At 76.0% G+C, this 16,502-nt stretch carries 12 protein-coding genes; 8 read left to right on the top strand and 4 right to left on the bottom strand.

Annotated features, from left to right (window positions below; genetic code table 11):
• Positions 1-340: 340 nt before the first annotated feature.
• Together ACQPX6_RS07325 and glpK are read left to right on the top strand one after the other, a co-directional pair.
• Positions 341-1,063 carry an MIP/aquaporin family protein gene (locus ACQPX6_RS07325; protein WP_433786531.1) on the top strand — a complete coding sequence of 241 codons (723 nt, stop codon included), beginning with the start codon at positions 341-343 and terminating at the stop codon, positions 1,061-1,063.
• Positions 1,064-1,113: 50 nt separating this feature from the next.
• Complete coding sequence (gene glpK, locus ACQPX6_RS07320; RefSeq protein WP_433786530.1) at positions 1,114-2,616, top strand: glycerol kinase GlpK; 1,503 nt, start codon at positions 1,114-1,116, stop codon at positions 2,614-2,616.
• 9 nt (positions 2,617-2,625) lie between these two features.
• On the opposite strand, the gene ACQPX6_RS07315 is transcribed toward glpK, so the two are convergent.
• A complete protein-coding gene (locus tag ACQPX6_RS07315; protein WP_433786528.1) occupies positions 2,626-4,023 on the bottom strand; it encodes an NAD(P)H-quinone dehydrogenase in 1,398 nt (465 codons plus the stop codon).
• A gap of 87 nt (positions 4,024-4,110) precedes the next feature.
• Here ACQPX6_RS07315 and ACQPX6_RS07310 point away from each other — a divergent pair, with 87 nt between their 5' ends.
• Positions 4,111-4,587, top strand: a complete 477-nt coding sequence (locus tag ACQPX6_RS07310) for a gamma-glutamylcyclotransferase (RefSeq protein ID WP_433786526.1) — start codon at positions 4,111-4,113, stop codon at positions 4,585-4,587.
• Positions 4,588-4,620: 33 nt separating this feature from the next.
• On the opposite strand, the gene ACQPX6_RS07305 is transcribed toward ACQPX6_RS07310, so the two are convergent.
• Together ACQPX6_RS07305 and ACQPX6_RS07300 are read right to left on the bottom strand one after the other, a co-directional pair.
• Positions 4,621-7,407 (bottom strand): Tex family protein, encoded by a 2,787-nt coding sequence (locus ACQPX6_RS07305; RefSeq protein WP_433788211.1) that lies wholly within the window; start codon positions 7,405-7,407, stop codon positions 4,621-4,623.
• A 118-nt stretch (positions 7,408-7,525) separates the two neighbouring features.
• Positions 7,526-8,746 (bottom strand): amidohydrolase, encoded by a 1,221-nt coding sequence (locus tag ACQPX6_RS07300; RefSeq protein WP_433786524.1) that lies wholly within the window; start codon positions 8,744-8,746, stop codon positions 7,526-7,528.
• A gap of 287 nt (positions 8,747-9,033) precedes the next feature.
• On the opposite strand from ACQPX6_RS07300, the gene ACQPX6_RS07295 reads away from it, so the two are divergent.
• Genes ACQPX6_RS07295 through ACQPX6_RS07280 form a run of 4 tightly spaced genes read left to right on the top strand, consistent with a single transcriptional unit; the run spans position 9,034 to position 14,027 of the window.
• Positions 9,034-11,766, top strand: a complete 2,733-nt coding sequence (locus ACQPX6_RS07295) for a protein kinase domain-containing protein (RefSeq protein ID WP_433786522.1) — start codon at positions 9,034-9,036, stop codon at positions 11,764-11,766.
• Positions 11,767-11,777: 11 nt separating this feature from the next.
• Complete coding sequence (locus tag ACQPX6_RS07290; RefSeq protein ID WP_433786520.1) at positions 11,778-12,602, top strand: purine-nucleoside phosphorylase; 825 nt, start codon at positions 11,778-11,780, stop codon at positions 12,600-12,602.
• Positions 12,599-13,066: a flavodoxin family protein gene (locus ACQPX6_RS07285; protein WP_433786519.1), complete on the top strand. Its 468-nt coding sequence runs from the start codon at positions 12,599-12,601 to the stop codon at positions 13,064-13,066. The genes ACQPX6_RS07290 and ACQPX6_RS07285 overlap by 4 nt, the downstream gene beginning before the upstream one ends.
• 25 nt (positions 13,067-13,091) lie before the next feature.
• Positions 13,092-14,027, top strand: coding sequence for a quinone oxidoreductase family protein (locus ACQPX6_RS07280; RefSeq protein ID WP_433786518.1), 936 nt, complete (start codon positions 13,092-13,094; stop codon positions 14,025-14,027).
• Positions 14,028-14,064: 37 nt separating this feature from the next.
• Here ACQPX6_RS07280 and rsmI read toward each other — a convergent pair whose 3' ends face one another.
• On the bottom strand, positions 14,065-14,910 hold the full coding sequence (gene rsmI / locus ACQPX6_RS07275) for a 16S rRNA (cytidine(1402)-2'-O)-methyltransferase (RefSeq protein ID WP_433786516.1): 846 nt from the start codon (positions 14,908-14,910) through the stop codon (positions 14,065-14,067).
• A 127-nt stretch (positions 14,911-15,037) separates the two neighbouring features.
• On the opposite strand from rsmI, the gene ACQPX6_RS07270 reads away from it, so the two are divergent.
• Positions 15,038-16,498: a dolichyl-phosphate-mannose--protein mannosyltransferase gene (locus ACQPX6_RS07270; RefSeq protein WP_433788210.1), complete on the top strand. Its 1,461-nt coding sequence runs from the start codon at positions 15,038-15,040 to the stop codon at positions 16,496-16,498.
• The last annotated feature ends 4 nt before the right edge of the window (positions 16,499-16,502 follow it).

Raw genomic sequence — 16,502 nt, 5'->3', positions numbered from 1 at the left:
CTCCGGTCGCCCTGTGCGCCTCGTCCAGCCACGTGGGACCCCTCTCTCGGTGTTCCTCGGTCGAGGTGGCCCGGGGCCCGGCGTGGGCCGCGGCCGCGCGGGCCGAGAACGCTCTCGCCGCCCACGCTAACCCCCGGCACCACCCGGGGCACCGGACGCGCGGGACGCACCCCACCTCGTCTCGCCGCCGGGTGCCCCGGTCCGGCAGGGCCACGCTGATCGGCCGCGACCGTGGACACACCGTGAGCCGCGCCACTAGCGTCGGAGACTGATCACGTCCGACCCCGCCCCCGCGGGGCCGGCACACCGCAGGGCCGGGTCGCCGTCGACGGGAGTCCTCGTGAGCGCGTTGGGCATCATCTTCTCCGAGTTCCTCGGCACCGCTGTGCTGATCCTCTTCGGTGCCGGGGTCGTGGCGAACGTGCTGCTGACCCGCACCAACGCGGACGGCGACACGGCCTCCTGGGTCCTCATCACCCTCGGCTGGGGCTTCGCGGTGTTCGCCGGCGCGAGCATCGCCGACTACTCGGGCGGGGCGATCAACCCCGCCGTGACGCTGGGCAGCGCCATCGCCGGCGGGACGCCGTGGTCCGACGTGCCGTGGTACCTCATCGGCCAGTTCCTCGGCGCCTTCGTCGGGGCGGTCCTGGCCTGGCTGGTGTACAAGCTGCAGTTCGACGCCAGCGAGGACAACGCCGGCACCCTGAACATCTTCTCGACGAACCCGCCGATCAAGAAGCCGCTGTGGAACCTCGTCACCGAGGCGATCGCGACGTTCGCGCTCGTCCTGTTCCTGCTCGTCGCGCCGTACGGCGACAGTCCCGCCATCTACGCCGCGGCTGCCGCGATCGTCATGGGCATCGGCCAGTCGCTGGGTGGCCCGACCGGCTACGCCATCAACCCGGCCCGTGACCTCGGGCCCCGCATCGCCTACGCGATCCTGCCGATCCGCGGCAAGGGCCGTCCCGACTGGGGCTACTCCTGGGTGCCGGTGGTCGGCCCGCTGATCGGCGCCGCGCTCGCGGCCGCCGTCGCCGCGATCGCGCCCGTCAAGATGGGCTGACGCCCACCACTCGCCAGCTGTACGCACACCCGAGCCAGGGAGCCCCGCGCATGACCCAGTACGTCGCCGCGATCGACCAGGGCACGACCTCCACCCGGTGCATGATCTTCGACCACTCCGGTCAGGTCGTCGCGGTCGATCAGCTCGAGCACCAGCAGATCTTCCCGCGGGCCGGCTGGGTGGAGCACGACGCCAACGAGATCTGGACGAACACCCGCCAGGTCTGCGGCGGGGCGCTCGCCCGCGCCGACCTCGACGCCTCGTCGATCGCCGCGGTCGGCATCACCAACCAGCGCGAGACCACCGTCATCTGGGACCGCGCCACCGGCGAGCCGATCCACCACGCCATCGTCTGGCAGGACACCCGCACCCAGGCGATCTGCGACGAGCTCGGCGCCCTCGGTGGCGGGGCCGAGCGCTACCGCTCCCGCACGGGCCTGCCGCTGGCCACCTACTTCGCGGGCCCGAAGGCGCGCTGGATCCTCGACAACGTCGAGGGCGCGCGCGAGCGGGCGGAGCGCGGCGAGCTGGCGTTCGGGACCATGGACACCTGGGTGCTGTGGAACGCGACGGGCGGCGCCGAGGGCGGCCTGCACTACACCGACCCCACCAACGCCTCGCGCACGCTGCTGATGAACATCGACACCCTCGAGTGGGACCCCGAGCTCTGCGAGGAGATCGGCGTCCCGATGGCGATCCTGCCGGAGATCCGGTCGTCGTCGGAGCAGTACGGCACCATCCGGGCCCGCGGCACGTTCAGCGGCGTCCCCGTGTCCGGCATCCTGGGCGACCAGCAGGCGGCGACGTTCGGGCAGGCCTGCCTCGCGGTCGGCGAGGCCAAGAACACCTACGGCACCGGCAACTTCGTGCTGCTCAACACCGGCACCGAGAAGGTCGAGTCGAAGAACGGCCTGCTCACCACGGTCGGGTACAAGATCGGCGACGCGCCGCAGATCTACTGCCTCGAGGGCTCGATCGCGGTCACCGGCTCGCTGGTGCAGTGGATGCGCGACAACCTCGGGATCATCTCGTCGGCCCCGGAGATCGAGGAGCTCGCCAAGACGGTCGACGACAACGGTGGCGCCTACTTCGTCCCCGCGTTCTCCGGCCTGTTCGCCCCGCACTGGCGCTCCGACGCCCGCGGCGCGATCGTCGGCCTGACCCGCTACGTCAACAAGGGCCACCTGGCGCGCGCGGTGCTCGAGGCGACGGCGTTCCAGACCCGCGAGGTCATCGACGCCATGAACGCCGACTCGGGCGTGCCGCTGACGACCCTCAAGGTCGACGGCGGCATGGTCGGCAACGAGGTCCTCATGCAGTTCCAGGCCGACCTGCTCGGCGTCGAGGTCATCCGCCCGGTGGTCGCCGAGACCACCGCCCTCGGTGCCGCGTACGCCGCCGGCCTCGCCGTCGGGTTCTGGGACTCCGAGCAGGACATCCGCGACAACTGGGCCCAGGACAAGGTCTGGACGCCGCAGATGGACCCGACCCTGCGCGACGAGACCTACGCCCAGTGGAAGAAGGCGGTCACCCGCACGTTCGACTGGGCGTAGGTCGGGGGCTCAGTCCAGGTCGTCGTGCTGCATGAGGCGACGGCCTGCCTCGGTCACCGACCCCGAGAGGGACGGGTAGATCGAGAACGTGTGGGCGAGGTCGTCCACCGTGAGGTTGTTCTGCACAGCCATGGCGAGCGGCAGGATCAGCTCGCTGGCCACCGGGGCCACGACGACCCCGCCGATGACCACTCCGGTGGCCGGCCGGCAGAACACCTTCACGAAGCCCTCGCGGAGCCCGGACATCTTCGCCCGCGGATTGGTCCCCAGCGGGAGGATCACCTCGCGGGCGGAGAACTCACCGGACTCGACCTGCTGGTGCCCGATGCCCACGGTCGCGACCTCGGGGCGGGTGAACACCGCCGACGCGACCGTCTTGAGGCGCAGCGGCGCCACACCCTCCCCCAGCGCGTGCCACATCGCGATGCGGCCCTGCATGGCCGCCACCGAGGCCAGCGGGAGCAGCCCGGTGCAGTCGCCGGCGGCGTAGACGCCGGGCACGTCGGTGCGCGAGACCCGGTCGACGGTGATGTGACCGGAGTCGGTCAGGGTCAGGCCGATGTTCTCGGCGCCGAGGTCCGCGGTGTTCGGCACCGAGCCCACGGTCATCAGTGCGTGCGACCCCTCGACCTCGCGGCCGTCGGAGAGCGTCACCCGCACGCCGTCGGCGGTGGCGACGACCTTGTCGGCGCGCGAGCGCGGCTCGATGGTCACCCCGCGCTCGGTGAAGACCTCCTCCAGCGTCGCCGCCGCGTCGGGGTCCTCGTGCGGCAGCACGCGGTCGCGGCTGGAGATCAGCGTCACCGGCACGCCCAGCTCGGCGTACGCGGAGACGAACTCGGCGCCCGTCACGCCCGAGCCGATGACGACGAGGTGCTCGGGCAGCGCGTCGAGGTCGTAGATCTGGCGCCACGTGAGGATGCGCTTCCCGTCGGGCTGCGCGTCCGGCAGCACCCGGGGTGACGCGCCGGTCGCGATGAGGGCGACGTCGGCGGTGATCGTCTCGGTGGACCCGTCCGGGTAGGCGACGCACAGGTCGTGGGCGGCGCTGGAGCGGTCGCTCTCCTCGAACCACCCGCGGCCCGCCACGATGCGCACACCTTCGGCCTGCAGCTTCTCCCGCACGTCCGCGGACTGCGCGAGCGCCAGCCCGTGCACGCGGCCGTTGACGCGGGCCAGGTCGACGCGGGGGTCGTCGACGTCGACGCCCATCTCCGCGGTGCGCCGGAACCCGGCGCGCACACCGGCTGAGGCGATGAAGGTCTTGGACGGCACGCAGTCGTAGGCGACGCAGGTGCCGCCGAGGCTGTCCTGCTCGACGACGGTCACGTCCGCCTCGTGCTGGGCGGCGACGAGCGCCGCCTCGTACCCCGCCGGTCCCCCGCCGAGGATGACGATGCGGGTCATGTGGTGGTTCCCTCCTGTTACGTCACCCCCCATCGTCCCTGACGGGGATGACGGGCGCCCCTGTCCGTCCTGGCTACCCTGTCCGCCGTGCCGCTCTACGCCGCGTACGGATCCAACATGGACCCCGAGCAGATGATGCAACGTGCGCCCCACTCCCCCATGTCGGGGACGGGGTGGCTCGAGGGGTGGCGTCTGACCTTCGGCGGCGAGGACTACGGGCTCGAGGGCGCGCTCTCCACCGTCGTCGAGGACCCCGACTCCCGCGTCTTTGTCGTGCTCTACGACGTCAGCCCGCTCGACGTCGACCAGCTCGACCGGTGGGAGGGCGGCGAGCTCGGGATGCACAAGAAGCTGCGCCTGCGCATCCAGACCATGGACGGCCCGCAGCTCGCGTGGGTCTACGTGCTCGACGCCTACGAGGGCGGCCTGCCCTCCGCGCGTTACATCGGCGTTCTCTCCGACGCGGCCGAGGCCGCCGGGGCGCCCGACGACTACGTCCGCGCGCTCCGCGAGCGCCCCTGCCGCTCCGTCGGACCGGGACCGGGGCCGATCTCCGACCTCTGAGGGGACCCCGCCGCCGGTCCGCCCGGTCGGGGCTCAGCCGCTGTAACCCGCGCGGCGCAGGGCGTCGGCCATGGCGTCGTTGGTGGGGGCCGGGCGGCGGTCGCGGCTGCCGCGCTGGTCGCGGCCACCCTGGCCGCCCCCGCGCTGGTCGCGGCCGCCCTGGCCGCCGCCCCCGCGCTGGTCACGACCGCCCTGGCCGCCGCCGCGCGGACCCTGGCCGCGCTGGCCCTGGCCGCCCGGGCCGCCGGCGCCGGGACCCCGGCCGCCCGGACGTCCCTGACCGCGCCCGCGGCCACCCGTCTCGGCGGGCGCCGCCGCGGCGGGTGCCTGCTCGGAGGGTGCCGCCGGCGGAGCCTCGGCCGGCGCGGACGCGGCGGGCGCCGTGTCCTGCCCGCCGGTCGTCGCGGCCGCCGGACGCGCGGGGCCCCGGCCACCGCCGCCGCGGCCACCCCGGCCCCCGCGTCCCCGCCGGCCGCCGCCACCCTCGGCCGGCGTGCTCGGCGCGCCCTCGGCGGCCGGCGCGTCGCCCGTGGGCGCCGCGGCCGCGCCGGGACGTCCACGGCCACCGCGGCCCCGACCGCGCCCACCGCCGGGCCGGGCGGAGGGGGCGCCGGCGGTGTCGGCCGGCTCCTCCTCGTCGACGCGCAGCGTCAGCGAGATGCGCTTGCGCTCGACGTCCACGTCGAGCACCCGGACGCGCACGACGTCGCCGGGGCCGACGACCGCGCGGGGGTCGTCGACGAAGTCCTTCGACATCGCCGAGATGTGCACGAGCCCGTCCTGGTGGACGCCCACGTCGACGAACGCGCCGAAGGCGGCGACGTTGGTGACCTGGCCCTCGAGGACCATGCCCGGCGTCAGGTCGGTGATCTGCTCGACGCCCTCCGCGAACTCGGCGGTGGTGAACTCCGGACGCGGGTCGCGGCCCGGCTTGTCGAGCTCGCTGATGATGTCCAGCACGGTCGGGCGGCCGAAGCGCTCGTCGGTGAACGCCTCCGGGTCGAGGCCCGAGAGCAGCGGGGAGTTGCCGACGAGCCCGTCGACGTCGGTGCCGGTGGCCTCGACGATGCGGTGCACCACGGGGTACGACTCGGGGTGCACGCCCGAGCGGTCGAGCGGGTCGGCCGCGGCGGGGATGCGCAGGAAGCCCGCGCTCTGCTCGAAGGCCTTGGCGCCCAGGCGCGGCACGTCGCGCAGGGCGGTGCGCGACGGGAACGGGCCGTGCTCGTCGCGGTAGCCGACGATCGTGGTGGCCAGGCCCGCGCTGATGCCCGACACCCGGCGCAGCAGCGGCGCGGACGCGGTGTTCACATCGACGCCGACGGCGTTCACGCAATCCTCGACGACGGCGTCGAGCGAGCGGGACAGGGCGGTGCCGGCGATGTCGTGCTGGTACTGGCCGACGCCGATCGACTTGGGGTCGATCTTGACGAGCTCGGCCAGCGGGTCCTGCAGCCGGCGCGCGATCGACACCGCGCCGCGCAGGGACACGTCGAGCTCGGGCAGCTCGGCGGAGGCCTGCTCGGACGCGGAGTACACCGACGCGCCCGCCTCCGACACGACCGCCGGGGTGAGGCCCAGGTCGGGCTCGCGGGCGACGAGGTCGCGGACCAGCGCGTGCGTCTCGCGCGACGCGGTGCCGTTGCCGATGGCGACCAGCTCGACGCCGTGCTCGCGCGCCAGCTCGCCGAGGCGGGTGCGCGAGGCCTCCCACTGCCGGCGGGGCACGTGCGGGTAGATCGTGTCGGTGGCGACGACCTTGCCGGTGCCGTCGACCACGGCCACCTTCACGCCGGTGCGCAGGCCCGGGTCGAGGCCCATGGTGGGGCGGGCGCCGGCCGGCGCGGCGAGCAGGAGGTCGCGCAGGTTGCCCGCGAAGACGAGCACCGCGCCCTCCTCGGCGACCTCGCGCAGGCGCACCCGCAGGTCGACCACCAGGCGCGACAGGATGCGCGTGCGCCAGGCCCAGCGCACGGCCTCGGCGAGCCAGCGGTCGGCGGGGCGCCCGCGGTCGGCGACGCCCACGGCGGCGGCGATGCGCGCGAGGTAGACCTCGCCGATCGCGGACTCGTCGTCGTCGGCGGCCAGGGGGTCGAGCGTGAGGGCCAGGACCTCCTCGGCCTCGCCGCGCAGGACGGCGAGGATGCGGTGCGAGGGCAGCCGGGTGAACTTCTCGTCGAAGGCGCCGTAGTCGGAGAACTTGGCCGCCGCCGTGTCGCCCTCGCCGCCGCGGCCCTCGCGGTAGGTGGCCGTCAGGCGCCCGCGGCGCCACATCTGCTCGCGCAGCGCGCCGACGAGGTCGGCGTCCTCGGCCCATCGCTCGACGAGGATCGCGCGGGCGCCCTCGAGGGCGGCGTCGCGGTCGGGCACCCCGCGGTCCGGGTCGACGTACGCGCCGGCCGCGGTGCGCGGGATGTGCGTCGGGTCGGACACCAGGGAGTCGGCCAGGGGCTCCAGGCCGGACTCGCGGGCGATGGCCGCCTTGGTGCGCCGCTTGGGCTTGAACGGCAGGTAGACGTCCTCGAGCCGGCTCTTGGTCTCGGCGCCGAGGATGCGGGCCGCCAGCTCGCCGTCGAGCTTGCCCTGGGCGCGCACCGACTCGAGCACCGCCGTGCGGCGCTCCTCGAGCTCGCGCAGGTAGGTCAGGCGCTCCTCGAGCGTGCGCAGCTGCGCGTCGTCGAGGCCGCCGGTGGCCTCCTTGCGGTAGCGCGCGACGAACGGGACGGTGGCGCCGCCGTCGAGCAGCTCGACCGCCGCGGCCACCCGGCCCTCGCCGACCGCGAGCTCGTCGGCGATGCGGCGCGTGACCGGCGGGAGCACCGGGACCTCCCCCACGCCCGCGTCGGGGGTGGGCACACCAGTGGCGGTCACCGTCGCATCGCTCACGGCTGCCATCGTGCCCCACGGGCTGTTCGCCGTGCGACGTGGTTGGGCGCTGCTAACCCGCGAGCGCCGCCAGGGCCGCGTGCACGAGCGTCCGCACGCCGACCGGGAGGGCACGTTCGTCGAGGTCGAACGTGGGCTGGTGGATGTCGGACATCTCGCCCATCCCCGACCACACCCCGAGCCGGCCCATCGCGCCCGGCACGTGCTCGAGGTACCAGCCGAAGTCCTCGCCGCCGCTGGACTGCTCGGTGCCCACCGCCGCGCCCGGTCCCGCGGCGCGCTCGGCGGCGCACGCCAGCAGGTCGGCCGAGACCGCGTCGTTGACCACCGGCGGGACGCCGCGGCGGTGCTCGAGCACGTAGCCGACGCCGGTGGGCGCCAGCAGCGCGGTGACGAGCGAGCGCACCAGCGGCTCGAGCTCGTTCCACGTCGCGTGCTGGGCGGTGCGCAGCGTGCCGCCGAGGACGCCCTGCTGGGGCACCGCGTTGGCGGCGTGGCCGGCCTGCACCGTGCCCCACACGAGCACCGTGCCCGAGCGCGGGTCGACGCGGCGGGACAGCAGGTCGGGCAGCCCGGTGATCACCGTGCCCAGCGCGTGCACCAGGTCGGCGGTGAGGTGGGGGCGCGAGGTGTGCCCGCCCGGCGAGGTCAGGCGCAGCTCGAGCATGTCGCAGGCCGAGGTGATGGCCCCGGTGCGCGTGCCGACCTTGCCGACCTCGAGGCGCGGGTCGCAGTGCAGCGCGAAGATGCGGTCGACCCCGGCGAGGCCGTCGGCGGCGATGACGTCGAGGGCACCGCCGGGCTGGACCTCCTCGGCCGGCTGGAACACCAGCCGCACCCGCCCGGGCAGCGAGGGCGCCGACGCGAGGGCGAGGCCGGCGCCGAGCAGCATCGCGGTGTGCGCGTCGTGGCCGCACATGTGCGCGACGCCGGGCACCTGCGAGCTGTAGGACGCGTCGGTCTGCTCGGTGAGCGGCAGGGCGTCCATGTCCGCCCGCAGGGCGACGGTGCGGGGCCCCTCGCCGATGTCGCAGACGAGGCCGGTGCCGGGGAGCAGGCGGGGCTGCAGGCCGGCGGCGGCGAGGGTCTCGGCGCACAGCCGCGTGGTCTCGTGCTCGCGGCGGGCCAGCTCGGGGCGCGCGTGGACGGCGCGCCGCCAGGCGACCACGTCGCCCGCGTGGTCGGCGAGCCAGCGGTCGATCCACTCCGGGCCGTTGCCGGCGCCGAGGTCGGCCACGGGGGCCGGCGCGGGGCGAGGCTCCGCCAGAGTCATCGAACACACCTCCCGTGCCGAACCCGTCCCGGGCCCGACTGTCCGGACCAGCATGCCTGCGCCGGTCGGCGGTTGCGCCCGATCGGGGGCCGCTCGCGCCGAGGGGTCCCGACGAGGCTGTGTGCGGCGCACCGGTCGGATGACCCGGCCGACGAGCGGCCGGTCGGTGCAGGTCACCGGCGTGGCACACCGCTACTCGGCAGTCGCCCCCCGTCCGTCGCAGCGTCTGGGGACCGGGGTACCCCGGGGGCGGTCCGTCCAACGGTCGACGTTGCCATGATGGTCTCGTGACCCCCGCAGCCGCCGACTCCTCCGGCCCGCGCCGGATCGTCGGGCGCTACCGCCTCGAGCACGAGCTCGGCCGCGGCGCGATGGGCACGGTGTGGGCCGCGTACGACGAGGTGCTGCACCGCTCGGTCGCGGTCAAGGAGGTGCGGCTGTCGTCGGTGCCGGTGAACGAGCGGGCCATCGTCCGCGAGCGCACGCTGCGCGAGGCGCGGTCCACCGCGATGCTCAGCCACCCCAACGTCGTCACGCTCTACGACGTCGTCGAGGTGAACTCCGAGCCCTACGTCGTCATGGAGCTGCTGCCCTCGCGCAGCCTCGCCAGCTACATCGGCGACCGCGGCCAGCTCACCCAGCCCGAGGCCGCCGAGATCGGGTCCGCGGTCGCGTCGGCGCTGGCCACGGCGCACCGGGCCGGGATCACCCACCGCGACGTGAAGCCCGGCAACGTCCTCATCGGCGAGAACGGGCAGATCAAGCTCACCGACTTCGGCATCGCGCGCAACGCCGCCGAGCAGTCGATGACCCAGACCGGCACGGTGCTCGGGTCGCCGCCCTACATCGCGCCCGAGGTCGCCATGGGCCGCGCCGTGGGCCCGGCCGCCGACCTGTGGGGGCTCGGCGCGACGCTCTTCGCCTGCCTCGAAGGGCGCCCGCCCTACGACGCGGGCGACCCCGTCGGCACGGTCACCGAGGTCGTGCACGGCGAGGTGCCGGTGCCGCACGGGCGGGGCCCGGTGGTCGACGTCATCCGGGGCCTGATGGTCAAGGACCCGGCGCTGCGGATGCCGCTCGAGGCCGTGCGACGGCGGCTGCGCCCGCTGCTCTCCGACCCCGAGGGGCCGGTGCTGGCCGTGTCGACGGGCCCGCGCACCGCGGCCATCCGCATCCCGCCGCCCGGCGAGGACAGCGACCAGGCGGGGCTCCTGCCGGTCTCGTCGTCGCGGGGGCCCGCGGGGACGCTGGTCGACGGCTCCCCGGCCGCCACGCCCGAGGAGCCGCCGGCCACGGCAGCCTCGCCCCGGCCCCGCCCGCGCCCGTCCCCCCAGCGCCCCGACGACCCCGACGACCCCGACGCGCCGAGCGCGGAGACGCCGGTGGCCGGGTCCGGCGAGTCCGACGACTCCGCGGAGAAGGACGAGCCGGCGGCCGAGGCGGCCGAGGACGCGGCCGATGCGGATGAAGCGGCGGACGAGGGCTCCGAGCCGGCTGCGGCGGGTGCCGCGGTCGCCGCAGGGGTCGCCGTGGGCGCGGCGGCGGCGGCCGCGACCGGCGGCGACGAGGACGGCGCGGCGGACGAGAAGGACGAGGCGCCGGCCGCGGAGGCGGCCGAGGAGGCTCCCGAGACGCCCGCGGCCGAGGTGACGACCCCAGCCGCGCCACCGGAGGAGGACGCGGCACCAGCCGCGCCGACCCCGGTGGAGGCCGCCGAGGAGAGCGCCGAGGAGGACCCCGAGGCCACGCCTGCCGACCCGGCGGACGAGCCCACGGAGAAGGCGGCCGGGAAGTCCGCCGACGAGCCCGCTGCCGCGACGGACGAGGACGCGGAGAGCCCGGCCGAGGTCCCCGCCGCGGAGGAGACCACCCCGGCGACCTCGGGGGACGCGGCCGCGGACGAGACGCCGGAGAAGGTCCCCGACGCGGCGCCGGACACCCCGTCCGACGAGCCGACGGAGACCCCGGCCCCTGCCGCCGCGACCGCCCCGCCGGAGAAGCCCGCCCCGGAGCCGACGAAGACCCCCGCCGCCGACGGCGCCCCGCGCTCCGGCTCCCCGCGGCCCGCCGCCGCCCGCGTGCCCGCACCCACGGACGCCGAGACGACGATGGTCGGCCCGCGGGTGCCGCCGGGCGAGGAGGTCACGCGCACGGTGCGCCGCCCGCCGGCCCCGCCGCGGCGCACCCCCGGCCCGCCGGCGGCCGCCCGCTGGACCCCGCCGCGCGGCGCCCCGGCGCCCGGGTCGCCCGGCTGGCGTCCGGGGCCCCCGCGCCCCCCGACGACCGGCACGGGCACCGGGACCGGCACCGGGCAGCCGCTGGCCGTCGACCCCGGCCCGCTGCCGTTCACGCCGTCGGCCCGTCCGGCGGGGCCTCCGCGGCGCTCCCGATGGGTGCTCGCCGCGGTGGTGGCGCTGCTCGTGCTCGTCGCGGCGCTCGGGGCGATCGGGGCCTACGCGCTCACCCGCGCCCTGGCCGGCCAGCCCGCGACCTCGGCGTCGCTGACGGCCGCGGGACCCGAGGTCGCCGGCACCGTGCTCATCGCCCACGCCGACACCGACGAGCGCTACGCCGGCACCGGGCTCGGCTTCAGCGCCCTGGTGCCCGCCGACTGGCAGCAGTTCCGCCTCGAGCAGCCCGGCGGCGACGTCGCGGTGCGCTTCGTGTCCCCGGACGCGCAGCGGGAGCTGCGCATCGACCGGGTCACCGGGTTCTTCCCGTCGCAGCGCACCGCCGACTACGTCGCCCTGCTCGCCCGCCCCGCGAGTCTCGGCGTCGACGCCAGCGCGGTGGGGCCGGTCGAGGCGGTCGGGCCGGCGGCGCCGGGTGCCGAGCCGCCGCAGCAGACCGTCTACCGCACCACCTCCGGACCGACCGACGACCGCACCACGTGGACGCGGCTCGTGCCGTCCGGCACCGCCCTGTGGGTCGTGCGGCTGACCGCCGTGAGCACCGACGTGACGGGGGCGCCCGAGCAGTTCCGCGCCGTCGCCGACAGCTTCGCCGGACCCCCCGCCTAGGCTCCCGGCCGATGACCGAGATCGACTTCGAGCCCCCGCCCCTGCCGTCGCCCGAGGAGGCGGCGACCGAGCTCGCGCGCCGCACCGGCGCCCTGACCCACGACGTGGCCGTCGTGCTCGGCTCGGGCTGGGGCCCGGCGGCCGACGCGTTCGGGTCGCCGGTGGCCGAGGTGCCCGTCGCCGAGCTGCCCGGCTTCACCCCGCCGGGCGCGCCCGACCACGCCGGGACGGCGCGCTCGGTGGAGGTCGGCGGGCGCCGCGTGCTCGTGCTGCTGGGGCGCACGCACCTCTACGAGGGCCACGGGCCCACGCAGGTGGTGCACGCCGTACGGACGGCGTGCGCGGCCGGCGCGACGACGGTCGTGCTCACCAACGCCGCGGGCGGCATCGACCCGTCGTACGAGGTCGGGCAGCCGGTGCTCATCGCCGACCACCTCAACCTCACCGGGCGCTCGCCGCTGGTCGGGCCGGCGTTCGTCGACCTCACCGACGCCTACGACCCCGAGCTGCGCGCGCTGGCCCGCGCGATCGAGCCCGGCCTCGTCGAGGGCGTCTACGCGGGGCTGCCGGGCCCGCACTTCGAGACGCCCGCCGAGATCCGCATGCTCGCCGGGATGGGCGCCGACCTCGTGGGCATGTCCACGGTGCTCGAGACGATCGCCGTGCGGGCGGCCGGGGCGCGCGTCGCGGGGGTGGCCCTGGTCAGCAACCCCGCCGCGGGCACCACGGGCGCCCCGATCGACCACCTCGCGGTCATCGACGCGGTGCACGCGTCCGCGGCACGCACCGGCGAGCTGCTGCACCGGCTCGTCGCCGGGGTGCTGGAGCGGGCGTGACGCGCCTGCTCGTCGTCCACCACACCCCCTCGCCCGCGCTGCACGAGCTGCTCACCGCCGTCCTGGCGGGCGCGGGCACCGACGAGATCGAGGCGGACGTGGAGGTCGTGAGCCGCCCGGCGCTCACCGCGGGCCCCGCGGACGCGCTGGCGTGCGACGCCGTGGTGCTCGGGACGCCGGCGAACATCGGCACCATGTCGGGGGCGCTCAAGCACTTCTTCGACCAGGCCTACTACCCCTGCCTCGACCAGACGGTCGGCCGTCCGTTCGGGCTCTACGTGCACGGCGGGTCGGACACCGCGGGCGCGGTGCGCGACGTCCTGCGGATCACCGGCGCGCTCGGGTGGGAGCAGGCGGCCGCGGTCTGCGAGACCACCGGGGAGATCGGGAGCGCCGGGCGCGAGGCGGCGTGGGAGCTGGGCGCCACCGTCGCGCTCGCGGCGGTCGAGCGCGCGGGCATGTAGCGCGCGCCCGGGACGTTGCGCGGGCATGACGTCACGTGCCGTGCAGTACCGCCGCTTCGGCGGCCCCGAGGTCCTCGAGATCGTCGAGCGGGAGGACCCCGCGCCCGGTGAGGGCCAGGTCCGCCTGGCCGTGCGCGCCGCGCCGGTCAACCCGCTGGACTGGAAGCTGCGCAGCGGGGCGATGGCCTCGGCGGACGCGCCGCCCGAGCCGCGGGTCCCCGGCTTCGACGTCGCCGGCGTGGTCGAGGCGGTCGGCGACGGGGTCGTGGACCTCGCGGTCGGCGACGAGGTGCTGGGCAAGTCGGTCGGCGGCGCCTACGCGGAGAAGGCGCTCGCCCCCGTGCGGGCGCTGACCCGCAAGCCCGCCGAGGTGGCGTGGGAGGTCGCCGCGGCGCTGCCGACCGGCGTCGCCACCGCGGACCGCGTGCTGGGCCTGCTGGGCCTCGGCGCGGGCGACCACACCGGCACCACGCTGGTGGTGGACGGCGCGGCCGGCGCCGTCGGCATGATCACCGTGCAGCTCGCCGTCGCCCGCGGGGTGACCGTGATCGGCACGGCGAGCGAGGCCCACCAGGACGACGTGCGCGCCCTCGGCGCCATGCCCGTGGTCTACGGCGAGGGGCTCGCCGACCGCGTCCGCGCCGTGGCCCCGCAGGGCGTCGACCGCGCCGTCGACACCGCGGGCCAGGGCTCGCTGCGCGACCTCGTCGCGCTCACGGGCGCGCCCGAGAAGGTGCTGACGATCGCCGACTACGCGGGCGCGCAAGAGCTGGGCGTCACCTTCTCCTCCGGCGGCGACCCGGACGCCGAGACCCGGGCCCTCGCCGACGCCGTCGCGCTGTTGGCCGACGGCCGCCTGCGCGCCCCGGCCGTCGTCACCTACCCCCTCGAGGAGGCCGGCAAGGCCCAGGACGACAACCAGCACCGCCGCGTCGCCGGCAAGCTCGTGCTGGTCCCGTGAGCTACGTGAGTGAAGTTGTGGGCTATAGCCCACGATTTCACTCACGTAGCCGGAGGGCCGCGTCGTAGAGCGCGTTCTTCGAGACGCCGTGGGCGGCGGCGACGTCGCGCGCCGCGTCCCGCAGGCGCCGGCCGTCCGCCACGAGCCCGAGGACCTGCGCCGCGAGGTCCTCGGGCTCCGGCGTCACGGGCACGGCCGGGCCGAGCACGACCGTGACCTCGCCGAGCACGTCGCGCTCGTCCGCCCAGGCCGCGAGCTCCGCGAGCGACCCGCGCACGACCTCCTCGTGGGTCTTGGTCAGCTCGCGGCAGATCGCCCCCGGGCGCTCGCCGCCCAGCTCCTCGACCGCCACCGCCAGCAGCGACGCCAGCCGGCGCGGGGACTCGAAGAACACCGTGGTGCGCGGTTCGGTCGCCAGCGTGCGCAGCCAGGTCCGGCGCCGCCCGTCGGCACGCGGGGCGAAGCCCTCGAAGCAGAAGCGGTCGGTCGGCAGCCCGGACACGGCGAGCGCGGTGAGCACCGCCGACGGCCCGGGCAGGCAGCGCACGGCCAGGCCGGCGTCGACGCACGCCACGACGAGGCGGTAGCCGGGGTCGGACACCGAGGGCATGCCGCCGTCGGTGACCACGAGCACCGTCGACCCGTCGCGCACCGCCGCCACCAGGCCCGGGACCCGCGACGCCTCGACGTCCTCGTAGAAGCTCACGACCCGCCCGCCGACGGTCACGCCCAGCGCGCCGGCGAGCCGGGAGAGCCGGCGGGTGTCCTCCGCGGCGACGACGTCGGCCGTGGCGAGGGCGTCGCGCAGGCGCTGCGAGGCGTCGCCGGTGTCGCCCAGCGGCACCGCGGCCAGCAGGAGCACCCCGTCCGACCCCGTCCCCACCCCCGGAACCCTACGATCGGTGGTCGTGACGGCCACCAGCACCGTCGCGCGCCCCGCCCCACCGGCGGCCGCCGCGCGTCCCGCACCGCAGGACGCCCCGGCGATCGCGCAGCTCCTCGGCCGTCCGATGCCCACCGACCGCCTGCGCGGCTGGGTCGTCGCCCTGGTGCTCACCGTGGTCGGCGGCGTCGTGCGGTTCTGGGACCTCGGGTGGCCCACCGACCACGGCACCCCGATCTTCGACGAGAAGCACTACGTGCCCCAGGCGTGGCAGGTGCTGCGCAACGGCGGGTACGAGGACAACCCGGGCTACGAGCTGGTCGTCCACCCGCCGCTGGCCAAGCAGCTCATGGCCGCCGGGCAGTGGGTGTTCGGCTACGACCCCGTCGGTTGGCGCGCCGCGTCGGCGCTGGCCGGGACGCTGTGCATCCTCGCGATCGTCCGCGTCGCCCGGCGCCTGACCCGCTCGACGCTGCTCGGCGGCCTGGCCGGCGTGCTGCTCATCGCCGACGGCGTGAGCCACGTGTCCGCGCGCGTCGGGATGATCGACGTCTTCCCCGCCCTGTTCGTGCTGCTGGCGTTCGCCGCGCTGCTGGTCGACCGCGACGACGTCCGCGCGCGCCTGGCCACCGTCGTCGCCGAGGGCCGCATCGGCGACAGCGTCTGGGGGCCGCGGCTGGGCATCCGCTGGTGGCGCCTCGCGGCCGGCGCGTGCCTCGGGCTCTCGCTCGCCGCGAAGTGGTCGGGCCTGTACTACATCGCGTTCTTCGGCCTGCTGCTCGTCGGGTTCGACGCCGCCGCCCGCCGCGCGGCCGGGGTCGCGCGCCCGTTCGTCGGCACGCTGGTGCGCGACGTCGCCCCGGCCCTCTGGGCGTGCCTCGCGGTGCCCGTGCTGCTCTACGTCGCGAGCTGGCTGCCCTGGATCGCCAGCGAGACCGGCACCGACCGCCACGCCGTGGGCCAGCAGCTGTCCTCCGGCGGGTTGCTGCCCGACTGGCTGCGCGGGCTCGTCTACTACAGCACCAAGGTCCTCGAGTTCCACGCCACGCTCGACACCCCGCGCGGCTCGCCGCACCCGTGGGAGTCCAAGCCCTGGACCTGGCCGATGGGCCTGCGCCCGATGCTCTACTCCTACGAGTCGGGCGCCGGCGAGCTCGGCTGCGGCTCGTCGTCGTGCGTCTCGGCGGTGATGCTCATCGGGACGCCGGCGATGTGGTGGCTCGCGGTCCCGGCGCTGGGGTGGTCGGTGTGGCGCGTCGTCACGGCCTTCGACTGGCGCCACGCCGCCGTGCTCGTGGGCTACGGCGCGGGCTTCCTGCCGTGGTTCACCAACATCGACCGGCAGATGTACTTCTTCTACATGACGCCGGTGGCCCCGTTCCTCGTGCTGGCGATCGTGCTGGCGCTCGGGGAGTTCCTCGGGCGCCGCGAGCAGGGGCTCGAACGCCGCCGCACCGGCACGCTCGTGGTCGGCATCTACACGGGCCTGGTCGTGGCGAACTTCGTGTGGCTGTGGCCGATCCTCGTCGGCGCCTGGATCACCGCGGACCGCTGGAACGCCGAGCTGTGGCTGCCGTCCTGGCGCTGAACCG

The sequence above is a fragment of the Actinomycetospora sp. CA-101289 genome, assembly GCF_050955895.1.
Lineage (GTDB): Bacteria > Actinomycetota > Actinomycetes > Mycobacteriales > Pseudonocardiaceae > Actinomycetospora.
This window is presented reverse-complemented; position numbering and strand designations above follow the sequence as displayed.